General features: G+C 68.1%; 20 protein-coding genes and 1 pseudogene. 10 read left to right on the top strand and 11 right to left on the bottom strand.

The window, feature by feature from the left end; genetic code table 11:
- Positions 1-378 precede the first annotated feature (378 nt).
- Positions 379-1,104 (top strand): MIP/aquaporin family protein, encoded by a 726-nt coding sequence (locus OHS18_RS46515; RefSeq protein WP_328615106.1) that lies wholly within the window; start codon positions 379-381, stop codon positions 1,102-1,104.
- 573 nt (positions 1,105-1,677) lie between these two features.
- Here OHS18_RS46515 and OHS18_RS46510 read toward each other — a convergent pair.
- A complete protein-coding gene (locus OHS18_RS46510; protein WP_328615105.1) occupies positions 1,678-2,541 on the bottom strand; it encodes a CPBP family intramembrane glutamic endopeptidase in 864 nt (287 codons plus the stop codon).
- Between the two features lie 400 nt (positions 2,542-2,941).
- Here OHS18_RS46510 and OHS18_RS46505 point away from each other — a divergent pair, with 400 nt between their 5' ends.
- Positions 2,942-3,844: an alpha/beta hydrolase gene (locus tag OHS18_RS46505; RefSeq protein ID WP_328615104.1), complete on the top strand. Its 903-nt coding sequence runs from the start codon at positions 2,942-2,944 to the stop codon at positions 3,842-3,844.
- Positions 3,845-3,919: 75 nt separating this feature from the next.
- Here the strand turns inward: OHS18_RS46505 and OHS18_RS46500 are convergent, their stop codons facing one another.
- Positions 3,920-5,368, bottom strand: a complete 1,449-nt coding sequence (locus tag OHS18_RS46500; protein ID WP_328615103.1) for a carboxylesterase/lipase family protein — start codon at positions 5,366-5,368, stop codon at positions 3,920-3,922.
- A 79-nt stretch (positions 5,369-5,447) separates the two neighbouring features.
- Positions 5,448-6,572 carry a hypothetical protein gene (locus OHS18_RS46495; protein ID WP_328615102.1) on the bottom strand — a complete coding sequence of 375 codons (1,125 nt, stop codon included), beginning with the start codon at positions 6,570-6,572 and terminating at the stop codon, positions 5,448-5,450.
- A gap of 427 nt (positions 6,573-6,999) precedes the next feature.
- On the opposite strand from OHS18_RS46495, the gene OHS18_RS46490 reads away from it, so the two are divergent.
- The 4 genes from OHS18_RS46490 to OHS18_RS46475 all read left to right on the top strand — a co-directional run bounded on the left by OHS18_RS46490 (position 7,000) and on the right by OHS18_RS46475 (position 9,973).
- The gene (locus OHS18_RS46490; RefSeq protein ID WP_328615101.1) at positions 7,000-7,422 is read left to right on the top strand and encodes an organic hydroperoxide resistance protein; all 423 of its coding nucleotides are present in this window, start codon (positions 7,000-7,002) and stop codon (positions 7,420-7,422) included.
- A gap of 37 nt (positions 7,423-7,459) precedes the next feature.
- Positions 7,460-8,356 (top strand): MBL fold metallo-hydrolase, encoded by an 897-nt coding sequence (locus tag OHS18_RS46485; protein ID WP_328615100.1) that lies wholly within the window; start codon positions 7,460-7,462, stop codon positions 8,354-8,356.
- An 86-nt stretch (positions 8,357-8,442) separates the two neighbouring features.
- A complete protein-coding gene (locus OHS18_RS46480; RefSeq protein ID WP_328615099.1) occupies positions 8,443-9,360 on the top strand; it encodes a helix-turn-helix transcriptional regulator in 918 nt (305 codons plus the stop codon).
- 283 nt (positions 9,361-9,643) lie between these two features.
- A complete protein-coding gene (locus tag OHS18_RS46475) occupies positions 9,644-9,973 on the top strand; it encodes an antibiotic biosynthesis monooxygenase family protein (RefSeq protein WP_328615098.1) in 330 nt (109 codons plus the stop codon).
- Here OHS18_RS46475 and OHS18_RS46470 read toward each other — a convergent pair.
- The gene (locus OHS18_RS46470) at positions 9,958-10,842 is read right to left on the bottom strand and encodes a helix-turn-helix transcriptional regulator (RefSeq protein ID WP_328615097.1); all 885 of its coding nucleotides are present in this window, start codon (positions 10,840-10,842) and stop codon (positions 9,958-9,960) included. The two genes, OHS18_RS46475 and OHS18_RS46470, sit on opposite strands and share 16 nt — an antisense overlap.
- Positions 10,843-11,319: 477 nt before the next feature.
- Between OHS18_RS46470 and OHS18_RS46465 the strand changes: the two genes are divergently transcribed.
- The 4 genes from OHS18_RS46465 to OHS18_RS46450 all read left to right on the top strand — a co-directional run bounded on the left by OHS18_RS46465 (position 11,320) and on the right by OHS18_RS46450 (position 15,208).
- Positions 11,320-11,928 (top strand): TetR/AcrR family transcriptional regulator, encoded by a 609-nt coding sequence (locus OHS18_RS46465; RefSeq protein ID WP_328615096.1) that lies wholly within the window; start codon positions 11,320-11,322, stop codon positions 11,926-11,928.
- Positions 11,929-12,023: 95 nt separating this feature from the next.
- Entirely contained in the window at positions 12,024-13,232 is a 1,209-nt protein-coding gene (locus tag OHS18_RS46460) for a cytochrome P450 (protein ID WP_328615095.1), read from the top strand.
- Between the two features lie 579 nt (positions 13,233-13,811).
- Positions 13,812-14,261: a hypothetical protein gene (locus OHS18_RS46455; RefSeq protein WP_328615094.1), complete on the top strand. Its 450-nt coding sequence runs from the start codon at positions 13,812-13,814 to the stop codon at positions 14,259-14,261.
- Positions 14,258-15,208, top strand: coding sequence for a LysR family transcriptional regulator (locus OHS18_RS46450; RefSeq protein ID WP_328615093.1), 951 nt, complete (start codon positions 14,258-14,260; stop codon positions 15,206-15,208). Before OHS18_RS46455 ends, OHS18_RS46450 begins: the two co-directional genes overlap by 4 nt.
- A 137-nt stretch (positions 15,209-15,345) precedes the next feature.
- On the opposite strand, the gene OHS18_RS48690 is transcribed toward OHS18_RS46450, so the two are convergent.
- The 7 genes and pseudogenes from OHS18_RS48690 to OHS18_RS46420 form a co-directional block, all read right to left on the bottom strand.
- Positions 15,346-15,519 (bottom strand): hypothetical protein, encoded by a 174-nt coding sequence (locus OHS18_RS48690; protein ID WP_442875456.1) that lies wholly within the window; start codon positions 15,517-15,519, stop codon positions 15,346-15,348.
- Positions 15,500-16,684, bottom strand: a complete 1,185-nt coding sequence (locus tag OHS18_RS46445) for a class II fumarate hydratase (RefSeq protein ID WP_328615092.1) — start codon at positions 16,682-16,684, stop codon at positions 15,500-15,502. Before OHS18_RS46445 ends, OHS18_RS48690 begins: the two co-directional genes overlap by 20 nt.
- Positions 16,684-18,351, bottom strand: coding sequence for an NAD-dependent malic enzyme (locus OHS18_RS46440; protein WP_328615091.1), 1,668 nt, complete (start codon positions 18,349-18,351; stop codon positions 16,684-16,686). Before OHS18_RS46440 ends, OHS18_RS46445 begins: the two co-directional genes overlap by 1 nt.
- Positions 18,352-18,523: 172 nt before the next feature.
- Positions 18,524-19,432, bottom strand: a complete 909-nt coding sequence (locus OHS18_RS46435; protein ID WP_328615090.1) for an SDR family oxidoreductase — start codon at positions 19,430-19,432, stop codon at positions 18,524-18,526.
- Positions 19,433-19,943: 511 nt separating this feature from the next.
- Positions 19,944-20,169, bottom strand: a pseudogene (locus OHS18_RS46430) (transposase family protein); the annotation flags it as partial.
- A 182-nt stretch (positions 20,170-20,351) separates the two neighbouring features.
- Entirely contained in the window at positions 20,352-21,098 is a 747-nt protein-coding gene (locus OHS18_RS46425) for an SDR family oxidoreductase (protein ID WP_328615089.1), read from the bottom strand.
- A 60-nt stretch (positions 21,099-21,158) separates the two neighbouring features.
- A complete protein-coding gene (locus tag OHS18_RS46420) occupies positions 21,159-22,067 on the bottom strand; it encodes an SDR family NAD(P)-dependent oxidoreductase (protein WP_328615088.1) in 909 nt (302 codons plus the stop codon).
- Positions 22,068-22,184 lie beyond the last annotated feature (117 nt).

The raw sequence follows: 22,184 nt of genomic DNA, 5'->3' as shown, positions 1-22,184 counted from the left end.
GCCGGCCCGAGGCGCCAGATCGCGGCGGTCCCGAAGTCGCGGGCCACGGGTGCCAGGTGCGGTCAAAGCTCGTGGGCGCGCCGCACGCGGCGAGCGGGATTGTGGGAGTGAATCCTTGCGCACCGGCCGCGCCGAAGGGGCCGCCGGGCACATTACGGAGTTGTGACGGACCGGACCGGACGAGCCGCATTGCCATTACCGGCTGTGGACGCACCTGGCAGACGGTTCCCGGCCACTGAGCAACGTTGCCGCGTAAGGGATCCGTAAGGCTTTTCACGAGGTTCGGCGGTATGCCGCAATATCGGCTCGCGGCAGGTTGGAGACGCAAGCACGTCCATCGGGCCACGTTGCGGCCCCGGTAAGGGAGGACTCCTCACTGTGCATGTCGCACTGGTTCGCCGTCTGTTCGCGGAGCTGGCCGGCACCGCAATCTTGTGCACATTCGGTATCGGCGCAGCCGTGGCGGTCACTGCCGCCTCGGCCGGCGGCGGAGGTCTGCTGATCGTCGCGCTGGCGCACGGTCTCGCGCTCGCCGTGGCCATCTACGCCTTCGGCGCGACATCCGGCGGCCATTTCAATCCCACGGTCACCCTCGCCCTGGCCGCGCGCGGCAAGTTCGCCTGGCGCGAGGTTCCCGCTTACCTGGTGGCTCAGCTTCTCGGCGGATTCCTCGCCGCGGTACTGGTCTACGCGGCGTACACGAGCACCGCACTCGACGCCGGCCTCGGCGCGACATCCTTCGGGCCGAGCGTCTCCGTTGCGCAGGCCATGCTCGCCGAAGCCGTGGGCGCCTTCATCCTGGTCATCGCCGTGTTCGCTTTGGCCGTCTCGCCGGACGCACCACGAGGCGTGCACGGGTTCGGCATCGGCTTGGCGTTGGCGACCCAGATCATGGTGTTCGGACCGCTCACCGGCGCATCGGTCAATCTGGCCCGCACCCTCGGCCCGGACGTCGTGCTGTCTCTGGCCGGCCGGAGCGTGCCCTGGTCCCAACTGGCCGCATACCTCGTCGCACCTCTCGTGGGTGGCCTGGCCGCGGCGTTCCTGCACGATCTCGTGACACACCGTGCATCAGCGAAAACCGTTACCACGGAACAGGTATGACTCGCCATGGCCCACAACCCGCCGCCCGCGACCTCGTCGTCACAGTCAAGGGCCGACCTCGAAGCACACCTGATCTGTGCACGCACCTGCCAAGCGGCGGCTCAAGGCTGGCTGATCGACGGCATGTCGGTGACCTTCTCGAGTCACCGACCGGCTGAAAGTGAACACCTGAGCGTCCAACCTGACCAGGACAGGGCCGCGGTTCGGCCGGTGGCGCCGGAAAACACGACCTGAGCCGGTTTCGCCTCCCGGATCTCGCCGGCGAGGTGCGCCGCGGTCGAAGCCATGCCGAGCCGGACCGCCGGCTCGGTGTCGTCGATCCCGTCGTCCGCCCTGATGAGTGCTGAACGAGAAGCCGGAGGACGAACTGATCACGATGCCTACGCTGCTCCCGAAGGCCATATCGTGGGCGTTCATCCGTTGCCGGGCCGCGCCGGCGGACCTGACCGCCGGCCGCGGGCTCGGCGAGGTCCGCGGCAACGCCGAGCCGGATCGGCGGACTCGCGCCATATGGCGTCGCCCTGCTCGCTGCCTCGGGTCGAGGGCGGCGAGCAGAGCGATCTGATGTTTTGCTCAGGCGTGGGAGGCGCGGGCGCGGATGTAGCCGCGCCGGTGGGCCATGCGCAGGAAGAACAGCGTGGGCACGAGGCAGATGAGAATGGTCACCAGACTGGCCTCCGGACCGAACGCGCCACCCGTGAGGACGGCCGGGCCGTCGGAGACGCTCTGGAACAGGCTGGCGTAGGCGTGGTCGCCACCTGAGGCGGTACCGCCGAACACGCCGACCTGGACGAAGTTCCAGCCGAAGTGCAGGCCGATCGGCGCCCAGAGGGTCCGGGTCGCGGCGTAAGCGGCGCCGAGCATCAGGCCGGCCTCGATGGCGATGGAGATCGCGCCCCACAGCGTCGCGTGGGGATTGAGCAGATGGATGACGCCGAACAGAGCACCGGAGATCGCCAGCGCGCCCCAGGTCCCGAGCAGGTTCTCGACGATGCGGAACAACACACCCCGGAAGAGCAGTTCTTCGGCGATCGAGACCGAAGCCATCAACCCGAAAATCGACAACATGCCACCAAACGAACCCCACCCCGTGATGGTGTACCCGCCGAACACCGCGATCAACGCGACGACGACAGCGAACATCCCGGCTCCGAGCGCGAAACCCTTGCCGCCCGGACCTTTCACATCCTGTAGCGACAGTTCGTCCGCCTCCCGGTGCTCGACCTTCCGGACGACGAACCGGTAGAACCACACGATCCCCGCCGCGGCGATGAACCCGGTGAAGAGCCCGAGTACCGGCACCGTGCCCGCCGCCCCGTTCACCAAGCCGTTCACCAAGACCACACCGAAGAAGACCACGCCCAGCAGAACCAAGCGAAGCAGAGAGGACTTGACCGGGATGTTCCGGGTCGTCGAATCGTTCGGCAAGAGCGGCATGACACGTCCTTTGGTCGCACACAATGACTTCGTGCCACAAAGTTACGGTCACCGGCGCCCCCGGACGTCACCTCCCGGTGGACACTCGTTGTCCCCCGAGAGAGCTACAACTCCACCCCTGTCGGTCGTGAGGCGATGACGTGGCCGCCCCGACTACCCGCAAGAGCGGCGCGGCGGCGCAGAGAGCGGCCGTCCGGGAGAGCATGGACTGTCCAGGTCGGACGGACAGCGGTTCCCGGTCAAGCAAGTCGGCTGTGGCGAGGCGTGGGCTCCACCGTGTACGCTTGACAACGCCATCGTCAATGGCAAATTCTTGATAAGCACCCTAAGAACCATGGCTGCCGGCCGGTCGCATCAGGGACCTTCGGTGAACCGGCCAGTGCGGACAGGAGCCTCCGTCATGCTCGATCCACAAGCCGCCGAATTCCTTCGAATGGTCGCGGGATCGCCACCGCTGGACAGCATCCCCGTCGAAGTCGCTCGTGCCGCCGCCGGTGACGTCGCTCAGCTGGCAGGAACGCAACCTGAAGGCGTTACCGCCAAAGATCTCACTATCGCGGGGGTCCCCGTCAGGTTGCACCTGCCGAGTTCGGAACCCGGACTCCCGGCAACCATTTACCTCCACGGTGGCGGCTGGGTCCTGGGCGATCTCGACAGCCACCATGCGGTGTCGGCGGATCTGGCCCGCTGGTCCAGGGCCTCTGTAGTCGCAGTGGATTACCGGCGCGCCCCGGAGGATCCATTCCCTGCTGCTCTCGATGATGTGATCGCGGTTGTGGAGGAGTTGCTCGGCAACGGCGACAAGTACGGCATTGATCGCACGAGGGTCGCTATCGCCGGCGACAGTGCCGGCGGAAATCTGGCAACGGTCGTCGCGCTGCGATTCCACGAATTAGTACACCAGGCGCTGATCTTCCCGGTCACGGACGCGGCAAGTGTCGGCTCGACGGAGAGTTACCGCAAGTTCGGGGAGGGACACTTCCTGACGACTCGTGACATGGAATTCTTCGTCGACTCCTACGCCGGGAAGACAGACCCGTCGGATCCGAGGATTTCCCCGTTGCGTGCTCCTGACCTGGCCGGGTCTCCGCCGGCGACCGTGGTGACGGCCGAATACGATCCATTGCGCGACGAGGGTGAAGCCTATGCGGCCCGGCTCGCAGATGCCGGCGTGGCGGTAGAGCTCCGTCGTTTCGACGGACAGGTTCATCCCTTCATCGCCCTCGGCGGCTTGATCGAGGACGCGAATGTCGCCCGTCGTTGGATCGGGGAACGTCTCGCAGCGGCCTTCCGCACCCACTGACACAGCCCACCGCTCAGGCCGCGATTCGCACAACTCCACGCAGAACTACCCCATCAGACCCATGGCCGGACGTCGTCACCGGCGAGTTTTGTCCAGTTCCCCGAAGAAGCGCCAGATGTTCGGTGCCCAGCCGGGATGACCGGTCTTGACGAACCTGATCCAGGCGCCATGGGTCTCGTCTGCCAGTGCGAAGTCCGGTTCTCCGGCGCCGAGCAGACTGCGCGGTCCACGCAGGGAACGCAGATCGAGCCGGTCGAACACGAAGGGCAGCTCGACCCCGTGACACGCTCCCAGCCGGCCCTCGTAGGCGCTGGAGGCCCACCGGAACTCGTAGGAGAACGTGTGGCCTTGTGAACGAGCGATATGTGCTGCGGCCAGCCGGCGGCTGCCCCCGGTGAACGCGTCGGTGATGACCCTGGACAGCAGCTGACCTGGGGACTTGTCCGGGAACAGCTCGCGGTAGCCGTCCAGGCGGGCTTCCGGGTCGGGAAAGCGGCGTCGCGCCGCGGCCAGCAGATCAGCTTCACCGGCGGTCTCGCTCAAACCGTTCGGGACGGTGTAGAGGTTGGCCTCGTCGGCGGTACTGCCGATCAGCAGATCGGTGCCGAGTCCGGGGCGAAGGGTGTCGGCCGGCTGACCGGTCAGCAGCACGCCGTCGATCACCGGTTTGAACGGGCTGGCCCCCACCGCGGTGTCGAGGAAGCCGTGTGCGGCGTGGTCGAGGGGCGGTAGCGCGGTGGCCAGCTCGATCAGCCGGTCATCGCCCAGGTCGCTCAAGGACGCCGCGGTGGCGTCCCGGCCCAGCAGCGACGAGATTCCTCGCGTGGCCAAGGCCGCTTGGCCCCGCTCGAACGCGCAGTCCCCGCTGCCGCTTTGGCTGATCGCCCGCTGGAACAGCCCTTCGGCCGCGGGGCAAGCCAGCAGTGCGGCGACGATCATCGCGCCGGCGGACTGGCCCGCGACCGTCACGCGGGCCGCGTCACCACCGAAGGATGCGATGTTCTCGGCCACCCAGCGCAGGCCGGCGAGCACATCGAGGAGCCCCCGGTTGGCGGGGGCGTCGGGGACGTCGAGCCAGCCGCTCACGCCGAGCCGGTAGTTCAGCGTGACCAGCACGACGCCGTCTCGGGTGAAGGAGCTTCCGTCGTACACCTCGGCGGACCCGGTACCCGCGGTCAGGCCGCCACCGTGGACGAACACCAGCACCGGCAGGCCACCGGCGTGAGGATCGGGCGTGCTGACCGTCGCCGTGAGGTAGTCGTCGCCGGTGTGCCGGCCCGTGCCGAGGATCGGGGTGAGGTCCAGGGTGCCGAAGGACCGGCGCGGCGTGGGGGCGCTCGGCCCGGCCGCGGAGGCGTCACGAACCCCCGTCCAGGGCGCGGCGGCCGCGGGTGGCGCGAATCGCCGGGGGCCGGCGGGTGGTGCCGCGTAGGGAATCGAGTGGAAGACGACACCGGTCGGGGTGGCGGCTCCCCGCACCAGCCCGCCGGTGACTCGTGTGGTCAGGGAGATGCGCGTGGTCACAGAGCCTCCATGGTGGATCCGATGCGGGATGCCGCCGGCCGGGCGGGTGGGTTCCGCCCGGCCGGCGTACGGGCGCGAGTCAGCTGACGCGGACCTGGCGCAGGGTGAAGCCGGTGTTGGGTTGGTGCTGGAGCAGATCCGCGAGGCCGCCGCTGACGGTGTAGGTGGAACCGTGCGGCCCGGCGGTGATGCCGCTGGTGATCGGGTCGGGCACCGTGTCGGTCACGGTGACCTTCGCGCTGCGCCAGGAGCTGTCGGGACGAACGCGTTGCACCACCGCCGGCTTCTGGGTGAGCAGGCCGCTGCTGACCGCGGCGATCGAGCCGTCCGGCAGGACCCGCAGCGACGCCGCGAGCGGGACCAGGCCGGTGTCGAGCTTGACGACGGAAGCCTGGCCGGGGTGCTGGATCGGCACCCGGACCAGGGTGCCGTCACCTTTGGCGACGATGAGCAGGTTCCCGGGCACCAGCGCGATAGAGCTGGCGGCGATGTCGGGCAGGACGCCCGGGACGCCGAGGCCGGGAGTACCCGCCAGGAGCGGGCTGGTCAGCAGGACGGACGCCCGGCCGGTGCGGGAGACGCGGAACAGGGTGGGGCTCTGGGTGTCGACGACGTAGGCGGTGCCGTCGGCGTCGACCACCACGTCGGCCGCCAGGTGCGAGGTGCTCGTGGGGGCGACGGCGGCCAGGTCGGTGTACCACTGCCGCCGGCCGGTGCGCAGGTCGTAGCTGCCGACCCCCGCCACCTTCAGCGGTCCGGCCGCGCTGGTGGTGTCGGCGGTGCCGAGGTCCACGTTGGTGACCAGCACCCGGTTGCGCTCGCGGTCGATGCGGACGCCCTGGACGGACACCAGCGTCGGGTCGTTCACGAGGGTGCGTGCGGTTCCGTCACGGCCGACGACGGTGACCGTACCCTTTTTGAGCGACCCCACCAGGAAACTGCCGGTGCAGGGGTCGTAGTCGGCGGAGTGCGGGAAGACCTCGGGCGCTTTGACGGCGATCGTCGCGAGCGGAGACCGCGTGGTCCGGTGGGTCCCGGTGAGCTGTTCGGCGGGCCCGGCGTAGGCGACGGATCCCAGCAGCAACGGGGTGGCGAGCACTGCGGCGGCGAAGACGCCCCTCATGCCGGGGAAACGCAGATTCATCGGTGACCTCTCACTCGGTACAAAGCTGTCGATGTCGTTGCGGCCGCTGAATTCGCGCACCAGGATGCGTGGCGATTCCTGGGTTCGGGCCGGCGCAGATCGTGCGGCGCGCTGAGCCGATAGTGCGTCACCCGGCCGCGGATAGCCTGACCCTGGCGGGATCACCTTCGACCCGGGAGGCTTTCCGGGCTGCCCTACACTCGCAGGGTCAGGCAGCCACCCGCGGCGCCGATCCATACTCGACTCCATGACCGGCGAACCGGAGCTCGGACAGTTCTTGTCCGGTGCGGCCGCACCGGCCATCACAGCGGCAGTCACTTTCACGTCCGTTCCCGCCGAGGCGGCACCACACTCCCCGGCCACCATGGGTCCTCGACGCGGCGTACGTCACCCAGACCGACCCCCACCTGCTGACCGCACGCTTGCGCGACTTGCACTGATCGGCAACCCGGAATTCTGTCCACAGTAGACACCGAAGGAGAAGAACATGTCCGCGCTCTACACCACCGAGGCGATCTCGACCGGCGACGGCCGCAACGGCGAGGTCCGCACCACCGACGGCGTGCTCGACGAGGTGCTCGCGATCCCCCAAGAGATGGGCGGTCCCGGCGGCGACAAGACCAACCCCGAGCAGCTGTTCGCGGCCGGGTACGCCGCGTGCTTCCACAATGGGCTGCGGGTGATCGCCCGCGAGGAGAAGGTCGCCGTCGCCGGGTCGACCGTGACGTCCACGGTGAGCCTGCTGGCCCTGGACACCGGCGGCTTCACACTCGCGGTCGGGCTGGCGGTGCACCTGCCCGGGCTGGAGCAGGCCACGGCCGACAAGCTCGTCGCGGCCACCCACCAGGTGTGCCCGTACTCCAACGCCACCCGAGGCAACATCGACGTGACCCTGACCGCGACGGTGTGAGCCCGAGCGCGGCCGGAACTTCACGAAGGGTAACCGCATGAATCAGACTTTGACGCTGGGATCGGTCGACGTCACCCGGGTCCTGGAGTACACGGGCGCGACCCGGCCGCCGGAGGCGATGTTCCCGGGACTCGACCGCGCCACCTGGCGAGCGCACGAGGACTGGCTGGCGCCGGCCTTCTGGAACCCGGCCACCGACCTGCTCCAGACCTGCGTGCAGACCTGGGTCCTGCGCACCGCCGACGAGACGATCCTCATCGACACCGGCGTCGGCAACCACAAGCAACGACCGGGGGCACCCGCGTTCGACCGGCTCGACACCGATTTCCTCACCCGGCTGCGGGCCGCCGGCACCGAACCGGAAGACGTGACCACCGTCGTTCTCACGCACCTGCACGCCGATCACGTCGGCTGGAACACCCGCCTCGTCGGCGGCGACTGGGTGCCGACGTTCCCGAACGCCACCTACCTGCTGACCCGGGCGGACTTCGAGTACTGGCACCCGGAAGGCGGTCACCGGCCGCGTCTCGCCGCGGCCAACGAGGGCGTCTTCGACGACAGCATCCGGCCGGTCGAGAGGGCCGGGCAGCTTCGGCTGTGGGAGGACGTCCTCGAACTGGGCCACGGGCTGCGCCTCGAGGCCGCGCCCGGCCACACACCCGGCTCCGCGATCCTGACCCTCACCTCCGGCCGGGACCACGCCCTGTTCGTCGGTGACCTGCTGCACAACCCGATTCAGATCGTGGCGCCGGACCTGAGCAGCTGCTTCTGCGAGGACCCCTCGGCCGCGAGCACGACCCGGCGGCGCACCCTCGCCAGGGCAGCAGGGCAGCACGCGCTGGTGTTCCCCGCGCACCTGGGCGGCGGCCTCGCGGTGGAGGTCACCGAGGCCGGGCCGGGCTTCGCGGTGCGGCGCTGGGGCTTCGGGCAGTGACGGACCGAAGGCGGCTCGGCGGCCGGGACCTGCCCTACACCAGCAGGGGCAGGCAAACACCGCGGCACCGATCCATACTCGACTCCATGGCCACCAAGTCGGAGCTCGGACGGTTCCTGCAGACACGCCGGGCGCAGCTGCAGCCCGCGGACGTCGGACTGCCGATGTACGACGAGCGGCGGCGGGTGCCGGGCCTGCGTCGCGACGAACTCGCCCAGCTGGCGGGGGTGAGCGAGTCGTACTACACCCGCCTCGAGCAGGGCCAGTCGCTCAACGCGTCACCCGAGGTGCTTGACGCGCTTGCCCGCGCGCTGCGGCTGGACGAAACCGAACGGCGCCACCTGCACGACCTCGCCGGCACCGCGCGGCAGAGCGGCAAGGGCCGGACTCGCCGGCCGGCACCGGAACGGGTGAACGCGGCCACCCGGCAACTGCTCGACTCCCTCGGCGACACCCCGGCCGTCGTCCTCGGCCGCTACAGCGACATGCTCGCCTGGAACCCCCTCGGACACGCGTTGTTCGCCGGCCACCTCGACCCGCGCAGCCCCGACCAGCCGGGCCGGCGCCCGAACAGCGCGCGCATGGTGTTCCTCGACGCCCACGTCCGCGACCTCTACGACGACTGGCCGAAAAAAGCCCGCGACGTGGTGGGGAAGCTGCGCTTCGCCGTCGGCCAGTACCCGGACGACCCGGTGCTGGCCGAGCTGATCGGCGAACTGGTCATGCACAGCAAGGAGTTCACCACCCTGTGGTCGGAGCACCGGGTCCGGGACTGGGACATCGCGACGCACCGGATGCACCATCCCCTGGTCGGCCCGGTGGACGTTCTCCAGCAGGCGATGCCGCTCCCGGACGGGCGCGGGCAGCGGATCGTCATCGTCACCACCGAACCGGACTCCGCCTCGCGCGCGGCGCTCACCCTCCTGGCCCAGCTCACCACCCCGGAAGCCGGCGAGCGGGAATCGAACCCCAGGCCGGTCGCCGGTCAAAGCCCCCGGCGATAGTCGGGTCTGCCCAAGGTTTGGTTGACACCTCGCGTGTGAGCTTCGATCTCCAGGGCTTCGGTCAGGTGCGGGAAGGGGGTCGATGCCCGCAAGTGCGGGCCGCCGGCCGGTCGCAGCCGGCAGTACCCGAGGAACGGCTCGATCAGGGTCGGCCGCGACCTGGTGGGTGGTCTCGGTCAGCTGGTCCCCTGGGCCGCGGTGGCCCGATCCGGACGCCAGCCTCGTACTGACAGTCAGTGGCTAAGGGCGGGATCAGGGCGTTTTCCGTCGCTATATTCGGCCCATGCTTGACGACAGCACAGACAACTACGACGGCCCGGTAACCGTGATCGGCCTCTTCCCGGTCGCGGCGGCCGAACAGGACGAGCTCGTGAAGGCGATCGGCGACACCGGGCAGATCATGCGGGCACAGCGGGGATTCCTCGGTTCGGCGGTCTACGCCAGCCTGGACGGTACCCGCGTCTTCATCTGCTCGCGATGGACCAGCGTCACCGAACTCCACGCCGCCCGCGAGGACCCGGTAGGTAGGGAATACGCCGATCGCATGTTCGCGATCGCGACGCCGGACCCGACAGTGTGCGTCCTCCGGTCGGAGCTTCAGCCGTCGCTCTGACCGCCGGTCAGCGACTCAGCGAGAAGCCGCAGTCGCTCGCGGGTGCCGGTGCCGGGGATGGCGTGCAGGGTGATGAGCCGCTGGCGCGACAGTGCGCCGATAGCGACGGCGCAGTCGAACTCCAGGCGGCCGACGCGGCCGTCCTGAACGTCCAGGGTCGAGCAGGCCGGGGCCGACACCCGGTGCTCGTCCCACATCCGGGCGAATTCGGCGGAGGCCGCTCGCAACGAACGCACGAGCGCCGCGGCGGCTGAACCACGGTCGTGGTCGGCGATGATCGCGCGCAGGTCCGCTACGTACGCCTGACCGGTCATCTCGTGTTGAGCCGCCGGGCTGAGTGCCGCCCGCCAGCCGGGTGCGGTGAACCAGCGCCAGATCATGTTCCGCTCCCAGCCGGGCCGGCCGGCGAAGGAGCCGAACAATGCGACGTGCAGCTCGTTCTGCGCCAGCACGGAGCCGAGATCATCGGTGATGAACGCGGGGCACAGGGCGTCCACCGCCGCGAGTAGCGACCGCAGCCCCTCGTCGACGTCCACCGCCTCACCGGACCGCAGCAGACGAGGGGCGACGTGCCCGGTCAGCCGGTACAGATAGTCCCGCTCGGCGGGGTCGAGCCGGAGCGCCTCGGCCAGGCCGCCGAGGATGGCGGTCGACGGCTGCGGCCCGCACCCGCGCTCCAGCCGCTCGTAGTAGTTCGCCGACATGTTCGCCAGCTGCGCGACCTCGTCCCGGCGCAGCCCCGGGGTGCGGCGGCGCCGGCCGGGCGCCAATCCGACCCGCGCCGGAGACAGCGCCGCCCGCCGGCTGCGCAGAAAGTCCCCCAGGTCGTCACGCTTGGCCGACGCATGACTGGTGGATCGCTGCCCCATGAATTGTTGCCCGGTGGATGCCATGGCCATTGAACGATCATCGCACACGCGGAACGGTGGAAGTCTCCTTGCGGCCGGGCCGCCGGCAGGAGACTCCGGAATCAAGGTATCGCCGGGGAGGTGTCCATGGCTGGACGCGGATTGTGTTCGGCACCAACGGATCGCGGGGTTCGGTCGCCGCGTTGCGAGGAGCAGCCGACGAGTTCGGTGGCGGCAGGGCTCCGCGGTGGGTGATCGTCGGCCACCACCGGAAGCCGGGCGCCGCCGTTGTGTACGCGGCGGTGGGCAGGCCTGTCCGGCCGTGGCCGGCCTCGACGTGACCGGAATCGAGCGCGGATCGATCGGCCGACGACGAGGGTGCCGCACGTGCGCGTCGGCGGCGTGTAACCGCACACCGTTCTGCGGCTGAGACGTACGCCGAGGTCACCGATCGTCCGGGGTTGCGATGCCGATGGGCCACCGGGGATGCTGTCGGCCATGACTGACACGCCCGGACCGGCGCCAGGCCTGCGGGCCGACGCGCGCCGCAACCAGGAGCGGATCCTCGACGCGGCGCGTGCGGTGATCAGCGAACAGGGGTCCGAGTTCGGGGTCAACGACGTCGCGCTTCGGGCCGATGTCGGGCTGCGCACGGTTTACCGGCGCTTCGCCGGGCGTGAAGACTTGATCAGCGCGGTATTCGAGCAGTACGTCACCGCCGAGGTGCAGCCCGTCGTCGAGGCCGCGACTGCCCATCCGGACCCGTGGCGGGCGCTGGCCGACGGTCTGGAGGCCACAGTCGTCACCGTAGCGGCCAACTCCGCGCTGCTGACCGCGGCGCGGGACACCGCGCTGGTCACCCGGGCCACGGCCGAGGGTTTCGTCAAGCCGTTGAGCCGGGCGCTGGAGCGGGCGCAGGCGGCCGGGGTCGCGCGCCCGGATCTGGACTCGAGCGACTTTCCGTCGCTCATCGCCATGGTCGTGGCGACGATGCTCGCCGTGCCCGACCTGGAGACCGCGCAGCCCGCGCGCTGGCGCCGGTACCTCGCGCTGCTCCTGGAGGGATGTCGGGCGAGCGAGGCCGGCGGTGTGCTTCCTCTGCTCTGACCGCCGCGAGCACGACAAGCATGCTAAGTGACATGCACGTGCCACTTAGCGCTAGGCTGCCGGAGGTCAGCAAGAGCCGCCTCTGGGAGTTGCCCATGACGACCGACACCGCGAACCTGCCCCGACTGCCGTTCGACCGCCCGGCGGTCCTCGACGTCGGACCCGTCTGGACGGACCTGCGGGCCCGGCACCCGATCGCCCGCGCGATGACGCCCGCCGGGGACCCGGCCTGGCTGGTCACCGGCTACGCCGAAGCCAGGGCGCTGTTCAACGATCCGCGACTGGGCCGCTCCCACCGCGAACCGGAAACAGCTCCCCGGATCTCCAATTCGGGGTTCAACGGCGGACCGGTCGGCGAGTTCGACGCCGAGCCCGCCTTCAACGCCCGCCTGCGCCGGGTCCTGGTGCCATCGTTCTCCGCGCGCCGGATGCGACACCTCGAGGACGGGATGCAGCAGCTGGCCGACTCCCTGCTCGACGACATGATCGCCGCGGGCGGGGCCGGCCGGGTCGTCGACCTGCACGAAGCCCTGTCCCTGCCGCTGCCCATCTTCGTCATCTGCCAGCTGCTCGGAGTGCCCTACAGCGACCGCGACCACTTCAAGGACCTGTCCGAACGCTCCGCGACCATGACCGGCGACGACCCCTTCACCGCGATCGTCGAACTGCTCGCCTACGCCGGCGAGCTCGCCGACGTCAAGCGACGGGACCCCGGCCCGGACGTCATCACCGATCTCGTCCAGGCCCAGCGCGACGATCCCGCGTTCACCGATGCCGAGCTGACCCACGTGGTCGCCGGCGTCCTCTTCGCGGGACACGAGACCACCGTCAACCGGATCAGCATCGGCGCCCTGTTGCTGCTGGAGAACCCCGAGGTACGCCGGCGGCTGGTCGACAACCCGGCGAGCCGCCCGCACATCGTCGAGGAGATCCTGCGTCTGGCCGCGCCGGAGAACTTCGGCTTGGCCCGCTACGCCCGCGAGGACATCACCGTCGGCGACGTCGAGATCGCTGCCGGGGACGCGGTCATCATCGCCACGCTGGCCGGAAACCGCGATGAGGCGGCTTTCCCGGACCCCGAGGCCTTCGACCCCGACCGGCCCGCCGGCGCGGCCCATCTGAGCTTCGGGCACGGGGCGCACTACTGCATCGGCGCGAGCCTGGCGCGGACCGAACTCAAGGTGGCGCTGACCACGCTGTTCACCCGCCTGCCCGACCTCCGGCTCGCGGTCGACGCCGGCCGGCTGCGCCTGCACACCGAGCGGCTCACCGGCGGTCTGCACGACCTGCCGGTCACCTGGTGACCCCAGCCCCGTCTCATCCGTCCACAAGGGAGAGTCGATGACCGCCACCCCCGAGTTGTCCGCCGGCGGCCTGCGGGCCGCCCCCTAGGCCGCGGCGGAATTCCCTCGGTCACCTCAAGGGTCGAACTGATCACCCCCGATACCCAGTCCGTCAAGGCGATCGGCCCCGACCCGGTCTCGTCCTGCTTCACTTCGGCCGTTCCCCTCATCGCCAGCGCTGCCGCGTCCGCCGCCGGCAATCCGGCCGGTCGATGGGTGATCAGCGGGGTGTCCGCCTCGAAGACCGCGAACTCGGCGAGCGAACCGGTGCTCAGCGACGGCCGGCTGGCACTGACCACCACGCGCGTGGCGCGGGGTACCGCTTCGCCGAACACCTCATCCCCCGCCCGGCAGGCGGATGTCGGTCGGATTCAGCGACGCGGCGGAAATCCGGACCTGGATCTGCCCCGGCGCCGGCCGGGTTCGCGGCACCTGGGGTCAGCGCAAGGCGTTGGCGACCGCGGTGGCCAGGGAGGTGGTCGGGTGGCCGATCAGGAGGCTTGGGTCGCCGGATGCAGTCAGTCGGCCTAGCCTGGGTTGATGTCCGCCAATCCACGAAGGATCCACCCGACGAGCTCTGTATCTCCCGGTCCCGTGCCAATTCCCGGCCTGAACCGCGACGATCACGAACACCCCGGGTTCGTCATGCATTGCGAGGACAACACTTCCGGCCACAAGACGTACCACATCCACCTCGAGGCCAAGCCGGGCCGGGAAGGCGCGCGTCAGGAGTTCCTGTCCGACACCACCGCCGGCGTCGAGCCTGAGCCGCTCACCGCCCCATTGTTCGCACCACGCTTCCCGAAGACGACATTCGGCACCTTCGGGGCGTTCCCACACGCCAACGCCCGCTACACCCGGGCCTACCCCGCCCAGCTATACCGCCAGGACGTGCCGCACAGGAAGTACGACGTCGTCCTCGGACACCAGCCGGCTCCGGTCGGCGCCCTCGCGCAGCAAAACCAGCACCGACCGGCGACTCCCGCGTGACCTCGCACATCCACGGCAAGGACGTGCGTGCCGACGACCTCCGCTTTTTGGCTGCCTTGGCTGACACGGGCCGCCTGATGACCGCCGCGAAGCTTCTCCGCGTCGATCACACCACGGTCTCGCGGCGCCTTCGCGCCTTGGAGAACGCACTCGGTGCGCGCCTTTTCGACCGTGGCCTCGAAGGGTGGGAGCTGACCGAGACCGGTCGCGCTGTGGTGGAGCACGCCCGAACTGTCCAGAAGGCGGTGGACCGTGCGATTCGTGCCGTGGCCGGCACCGAGGCCGACGCCCTCACCGGCACCGTTCGGGTGACCGCCGCAGACGGTTTCGGAACCCGGTTCGTCGTTCCGGCCATTGCCCGAGTGCAGGCAAAACACCCGGACCTGAACGTGGAACTCATCACCGGTGCACGTGAACTCGCCTTGCGCGAGTCGACCTTCGATCTCGGCATCACGCTCGGGCAACCGCCGGTCACGAGATTGGTCACCGAGAAACTCTGTGATTACGATTCTGGGTTCTTTGCGAGCGAGACGTACCTGACGGAGCACGGCGATCCGGTCTCGTTCGAGGAGCTCGAGCGCCATCCGCTCATCTTCTTCGTCGATGCTATGCAGAGGGTAAGAGAGGTGGACCTGGGCAGATACCTCCCGAACGCCGTAGTGCGGTTCAGCTCGACGAATATTTTCGCTCAGCTCGAAGCAACCAGGCGTGGTGTCGGGATAGCGCTGCTGTCGAAGTTCATGGCCGGCACCGCGCCGGACTTACGTCCCATCGCTGCTGCGGTGCCGCTCCCGCGGGTGCCGGTCACGCTGGCCGCGCGGCGAGAAGCGTTGACTCGGCGGGAGGTGCGGGTGGTGCGCGAGGCGCTGCTCCGGGAGGTTCACAACCGCCAGGATGAGCTCATTTGGCACGCTGACCCGCCGGCGGCCATGACCGCGGACGTTTAAGCCGTCCCGTTCAACGCCCCTCACCCCACCGCCGTTTCCCCTGGATTGGGTGGACGCCGCATGGCTCGTCGTTCACGGGGCGTCGGCGCGATGCCGTGGGTTAGCGGCCAGTACTGGCGGCTGCGCACCGAAGGCTGTCATGCGTTCACAGAAGGTGGCATCAAGCTCGTCTCGCTGATCGCAAGATCACGACGTGGGTCGCCGACCATCAACTTCGGGTCGACCACCCGGTCGAACTCGTCCGCGTCCACACCTTCGGCGAGGGCGGCCTCCCGTAGCGTGCTGCCTTCGTCATTGGCCTTGTGCGCGATGGCGGAGGCCTTTGATGATGATGGGACGCATGGCGTTGAGTTCGAAGTTGCCTTGGGATCCTGCGGCGGCGACGATGCCGTCTTCGCCGATGACCTGCAGGCACACCATGACCATGGCCTCCTGCTGGGTCGGGTTGACCTTGCCAGGCATGATCGAGGACCCGGGTTCGTTCTCGGGGAGTTTCAGTTCGTGCAGCCCGGCACGAGGTCCCGACGCCAACCACCGCATGTCGTTGGCGACCTTCATCAGGGCGACGGCGACGCCACGCAAGCCCGCCGAGACCGCGACCATCGCGTCCAGGGACCCTTGCGCCGCGAACTTCGACGGCGCCGTCCGCAGCGGCGCGTCCGTCAGTTCGGCCAGCTTTGCGGCCATCTCTTCGGCGAACCCGTCGGGGGCGTTCAGCCCGGTTCCGACCGCGGTTCCACCTGCCGCCAGATCGCAAAGCCCTCCGAGACTCTGCGCGAGACGGTCGGCGGCCTGCCGGATCTGAACCGCCCAGCCGGACCATTCCTGACCGACTGTGACGGGGGTGGCGTCCTGAAGGTGGGTGCGGCCTGTCTTGACGACATCGACCCACAACTGTGCCTTGACCATGATGGCGTCGGCGAGCGCCCGAATCTGCGGCAGCGTACTGCCGCGGATCTTGAGCATCGTCGCGATGTGCATCGCCGTGGGGAACGTGTCGTTCGAGGACTGGCCCAGGTTGACGTGGTCGTTGGGGTGCACCGGTGTCTTCGTGCCGAGTTCCCCGCCCAGCAGCTGACTGGCGCGGTTGGCGAGCACCTCGTTGATGTTCATGTTCGACTGGGTACCGGAGCCGGTCTGCCAGACGTAGAGCGGGAAGTGGGCGTCGAGATGGCCCGCGATCGCCTCGTCGGCAGCCTGCACGATGGCGTCCTTGCGCGCGTCGTCGATGCGGCCGGCGGCGTGATTGACCAGCGCGGCGGCTTTCTTGACGTAGCCGTAGGCGTGGTAGACGGCCTTGGGCATGTGGTCGTCACCGATGGAGAAGTGAATCAACGACCGCTGGGTCTGCGCGCCCCAGTACCGGTTGGCGGGGACCTCGATGGCGCCCATCGAATCGGTCTCGGTGCGCTTACCGGTGGAGCCGGTGCCGATGGGGACCTCCCGCAGGGTGAGCTCCTCGCTCTTGCGCACCATCAGACGTCCTGCTCGTTCGAGTAGACGGGCTGCCACATCGCGTCCTGCACGGCTTGGGTGAGGTCGTCGTGCTCCTGGGTGGCCACACCGTCGCGGACGGCGGCTTGGGCGACGGCGTAGGCGACGGTCGCCGACGAGGCACGCAGGTTCTCCACCGGAGGCAGCAGTGAGGCGCCGAGCGCTGTCGGGTCGACCTGCGACGCGACCGCTTCGGCCGCGGCGAGCAGCATGCCGTCGGTGACGTGGGTGGCACCGGAAACCACGGCGCCCAGGCCGAGACCGGGGTACAGGAGCGCGTTGTTCGCCTGTCCGATCGTGAAGGTGGTGCCGTTGTGTTCGACGGCGTCGGCCGGGATCCCGGTCGCGACGAGCGCTCTGCCGTCGGACCACCGGATCGCGGCCTGGGGCATCACCTCGATGCGTTCGGTCGGGTTCGACAGCGGCAGCAGTATCGGTCGCTCGACCCCGTCGCACAACGCGCTCACGACCTCTTCGGTGAACGCACCGTGCACCGTGGAGGTTCCGATGAGGATCGTCGGCTTGACCTGTTGCACCACGGTGATCAGATCGATCCGGCCGTCCGTCCTGGTCCAGTCGCTCACCTCGGCGGCGGGGCGGGCGTACACCTGCTGGTAGTTCGGCAAGTCCGGCATGTCGTCGATGATCAGGCCCTGCTTGTCGATGAGCCAGACCCGCTTCTTGGCCTCTTCTTCGGACAACCCGTCGCGGACCATGCCGGCCGAAAGCTGGTCGGCCATCCCCGAGCCGGCTGTGCCCGCGCCGAAGACGACCAGTCGCTGGTCGGCGAATCCCTGGTGGGTGACCTTCATCCCGGACAACACGGAGGCCACCACGATGGCGCCGGTGCCCTGCATGTCGTCGTTGAAGATCCGGTACTCGTCGCGGTACTCGTCCAGGATGCGTCGGGCGTTCTCCGGGCCGAAGTCTTCGAAGTGCAGGATTGCCTTCGGAAACAGCTCGGCCGCGTGCTTGACGTAGTCGTCGACGAACTGGTCGTAGCGTTCACCGGCCACCCGCGAATGACGGTTGCCCAGGTAGGTCGGGTCGTTGAGCAGCGCCGTGTTGTTCGTTCCGCAATCGAGGTTGACCGCGATGACCCGGCCTGGGTGAATGCCGGCGGCTGCGACATAGACGGCGAGCTTGCCGAGAGAGATGTCGACACCGTTGACACCCCAGTCGCCGATGCCCAAGATCTCTTCGGCGTCACTGCAGACGATGAGGTCGACGTCTTCGGCACCCAATCCGAAGGACTGCAAGGATTCGCGAATGTCATCCACGCGGTCCACAGAGAGGAAGACGGCCTGCGAGACGCGGTAGTCGCGGCTCCAATCCTTGATCGCCTCGCCGACCGTTGGGTCGTACACGACCGGAAGAAGCTCGGCGAGATGGTCGGTCAAAATCTTGAAGTACAGGACTTCGTTGCGGTCGTGCAGCATGTCGAGGTAGATGAATTTGTCCATGGCCGTCGGCCTGCGCGACAGCTGCTCGTAGCAGCGGCCTGCCTGCTCGTCGAGCGATTCGATCGCAGACGGGAGCCGGCCGACGAGACCGAGGGTACGGCGCTGCTCCTCGCTGAACGCGGTTCCGCGGTTGCGCAGCGAGTCGCGCAGAACCATCTGGGCTTTATCGGCGGCATGAGCGTTCATGGAAACCTCGAGACTCTGGACTGTTGGGACCCTTTGGTAGCTGGGCGGATCGTCGATGTCACCGGCCTTGGCCTCGAATGGATGTGGCAGGCCGTTGGGCCGGGCGCGTTGTCCTCGCCGCTTCAGGTCGGGAATTGGCGCGGGCCGGAAGACGGACTGCTCATCGGGTGGCTCAGTCGTCGATTGGCCGAGACGGCAGCGCGGGGATGGGTTCCTGATCGTCTCGAAGTTGTTCGGGAGTCATGTCGAACGCCTTCTGGATGCCGTCGTTGCGTTCTCCGAGACCGTCGGTGGTCTTCTTGCTCCACGGTGCGTCGATCAGGCTCTTCGTTTCTTCGAGCATCGACTTGGGCTCGAGGTTGCGGTAGCTGTCTATCTCGCCTGCTGCGAGCGCCGTGAGCGTCGCGTACACCGGCTCCGGGTTGAATTGCGCGCGCGGGAAGGCGAGCTTCGCGTAGTCGAAAAGGCGCTGTGACGGGTCATCCTCCCAACCCTCCCAGGTCTGGAAGATCCGGTCGTTGAATCCGGTCAGGAACGGCCCCGGATTCATGGTCGCAACCTCAACGCCGAACTCTTGCAGCTCGTCCTTCATACTCTCGGCGATAGCCTCGACTGCGTGCTTCGATGCGGCGTAGATGCCGGTGAAGGGGTTCACGTTCAGCCCCTCGCGCGAGGACACCCAGATGATGCGGCCGGTGCCGCGCTTGGCCATCTGCTTGGCGATGCCCTGGGTGAGCAGCAGCGGCCCGGTGACGTTGACCTCGAACTGGTGGCGGATGTTCCAGGCAGGAATGTCCACGGTGGACCCACCCTCGCCGATACCGGCGTTGTTGACGAGGATCTCGATGCCCCAGTCCAGCGCCTTGCGTCGATCCCCGTCGTTGGTGACGTCGAGCTTCTCGACCTGCAACGTGACGCCTCGCTCAGCTGCCTGTCGCTTGAGGGTTTGCACCTGACCGTAGATCTCGACCGCGGCCACGACGTCGAAACCCTTCTCGGCCAGGCGCATGGCCACCTCGTATCCGAAGCCTGTTCCGGCTCCCGTGATCAGGACCTTCTTCAGCGAAGTAGAGGTGGTCATGCGTTTGGTTCCCTTCGTAGGTCCTCGGCTTGCGAGCGCCGGGTACGAGGTCAGGCGGGTGGGGCGACCTTGTGCTGCACGCCTGACGTTGCCGGCCACCCACCTGTTCGCGAAGTCGACGACACGCAACCCGCAGCACATCGGTCGATGAGCCATACGTGGCCTTGCGCCCGAACCCGGCTGGCCCAGTAGCGGGTTCGGATACCACGCTAGGTGGTTGCGGGTCAGCCCGGAAGGAGGCAGATCGGCAGGCCGAGCTTGCAGATCTGCACAGCAGACGATGGCGCTCTCTCCGCGTCATCGACCACGTCCACGGGTTCGGCGGCCAGCGCTGCTGACATTCTGAACTCCGCTACAGGCTCGCCAAGCACCCCTGGAATCCACTGACCTCACGCGGCACTGCTCCTCGCGCGGGACTTGCTCCCAGCTATCCGCACTGCGGCGCAGGTCCGCTGAAGTGACAATCGTGAGCAACCGGTCGTTCATGTCCAGTCGCGGAGCGAGCGTGCCGTCAGATGTCGGCGAGCGTGCCGGCGGCGCGGCGGTGGTCGCGGAGGGTCTTGAAGTTCTTCATCCGGGCCAGGACATGTTCGACGCGAGCGCGGACCTTGCGGTGGGTGGCGTTGAGATCCTCTTGCCAGTCTGGGAGTTCGCTGCCGTCGCGAGGTTTGCGGTAGGGTATGACGGACCGCGGGGTTGCCTTGATAGCCGCCGTCGGCCATCACCGGGGCGGTGGCCGCTGCCGTGAGTCCGGATTCCGAGTCAACCCACGGATGCCGAGAACGCCATCGCGGAGCCTCACACCGAACTCGAGCAACCTGATCAGTTACCTTTGCATGTCGGCCTCTCCTTGATCGCGTCCGATGGCGATCACACGCCCTCTCTCCGAAGGCGTGTGCCGCCGCCGGCCGAGGCAGCCTCAGAGTTGCGACCAGCCCCCGTCGACCGGAAGTTCGAGGCCGGTGATGAAGGTCGCGTCGAAAGCGAGGAAGAGGACAGCCGTGGCGAGTTCCTCCGCCGTTCCGAAGCGCTTCATCGGATTGGCTTCACGCAGCTGCGCGGTGACCTGGGCTTCCAGATCTTTGTCGGGCATCGACTTGCCGGCGATCGGCGTGTCGGTAGGGCCGGGTGATACCGCGTTGACGCGAATCCCCCGGGGAAGAAGCTCGGCAGCGAACATCCGAGCGAAGTTTCGCAGCGCAGCCTTGGCTCCTCCATATGCGGCGAGCAGGGGCATCCCTTTGACGTTTGCGGTCGAGGTCGTGAGGACAATGGAACCGCCGTCAGTGATCAGCGGCGAAAGTTTCTGCACGGCGAAAAACGGGCCCTTGGCGTTCAGGTTGAACATCTCGTCGAAGGTCGCCTCGGTCGTTTGCTCGAGGGGGGCGAAGAGGCTGAACCCGGCGTTGACGAAGAGCAGATCCAAGGTGCCGAACTCCGCCTTCGCCCGATCGGCGAGAGCGTCGAGGTCCGCCAGCGAACGCGCGTCGCTCGAAACCACGATGGCGTCCTTTCCGATCTCCTCCTGGGCCGAATCCAGGCCTGCCTGCGAGCGCCCGGTCACCAGAACGCGCGCACCTCCGTCGAGGAGCATCTTCGCCGTTGCGAGCCCTATGCCGCTGGTGCCGCCGATGATGACAACCTTTTTACCTTTGTACCGATCCATGGGTGTTCTCCTTGCGACGCCGGGGCGTCCAGTTGGTTTCAGACCATTGCACGAATGTCTTTAGGCGATAAAGCGGTGGATGGCCTCGTTAGCGTGATCCTGAAAGGACGGGTTGGCCAGGTCGGGGAAGATGTCCGCCTGGTCGACCAGGGGACCAGTGGTCGTGTTGGCGGCGCTGGCGTAGAAAACACCACTCGACAGGGTGGGATCGGTGACACCGTCGACCAGTCGCCCTGCGCCCACCTCAAGTTTGTGGGAGATCTTCAGGACTGGCATGACGTATCTGGCCGCCAGGCGCAGCGGGAGGCCCATATCGTTGGGCCCTTCGGTGCCGGACGTGTTACCAGGGCTCATGGTGATGAATCGTCGGCCGGGGTACTGGCGGGCCAGGTAGGCCATCCACAGGGCCGCGATGTACTTGACCTGCCCGTGGGCCAGGTTGCGGTCGGGCTTTCTGTCCGCGAAGTAGCTGCCGTTGATGACGGTCGCGAGTTCATTGGCGGAGGTCGAGACGAACGATGGCCGTTTCATCCCGAACTTCGGGACTCCCCTGGCCGCTTCGCTTCCGGCGTAGACCGCCACCTCGCCGAGCCGGTCCTCGGCCAGGAGCGTCTCGAGCAGGACGGCGTGACCCAGAACGTTCACCGCGAAGACTGTGGTGACCCCGTCGGCGGTCAAAGCCGTCGGCGTCCGGCCGCCGACTCCGCCGGCGTTCATGACCAGCGCGTCGAGGGATCCGTTGATGCTGGCCAAGGCGGCGCGGACCGAACCCGGGTCGGCGACGTCCATGAGGACGATCTCGAAGATGTTCCGGCCGGTCTTCGCTTCGAGTTCGGCCTTGGCCTCGCTCGCCCGATCTCGGTTCCGGCACGCCAGGTAGATCCGCGCCACCTCAGGGCGCAATGCCAGCTGCCGGGCCACATCCTTGCCGATTCCGGCGTTGGCGCCCGTGATCAGCACGGTCTTCACCGGGACTGCGCTCATCGTGATGCCCTCGCACCTTCCGTGGGCCCAGCCAGGCTGATCACAACCTTCTTGCGTGCATACCGGCTCATGGGCGCCCTCCGTAGTTAGTCAGTCAACTAA

The organism is Amycolatopsis sp. NBC_00355 (assembly GCF_036104975.1).
Lineage (GTDB): Bacteria > Actinomycetota > Actinomycetes > Mycobacteriales > Pseudonocardiaceae > Amycolatopsis.
Note: the sequence above shows the minus strand (reverse complement) of the source record. Positions and strands in the feature narration are given on the sequence as shown.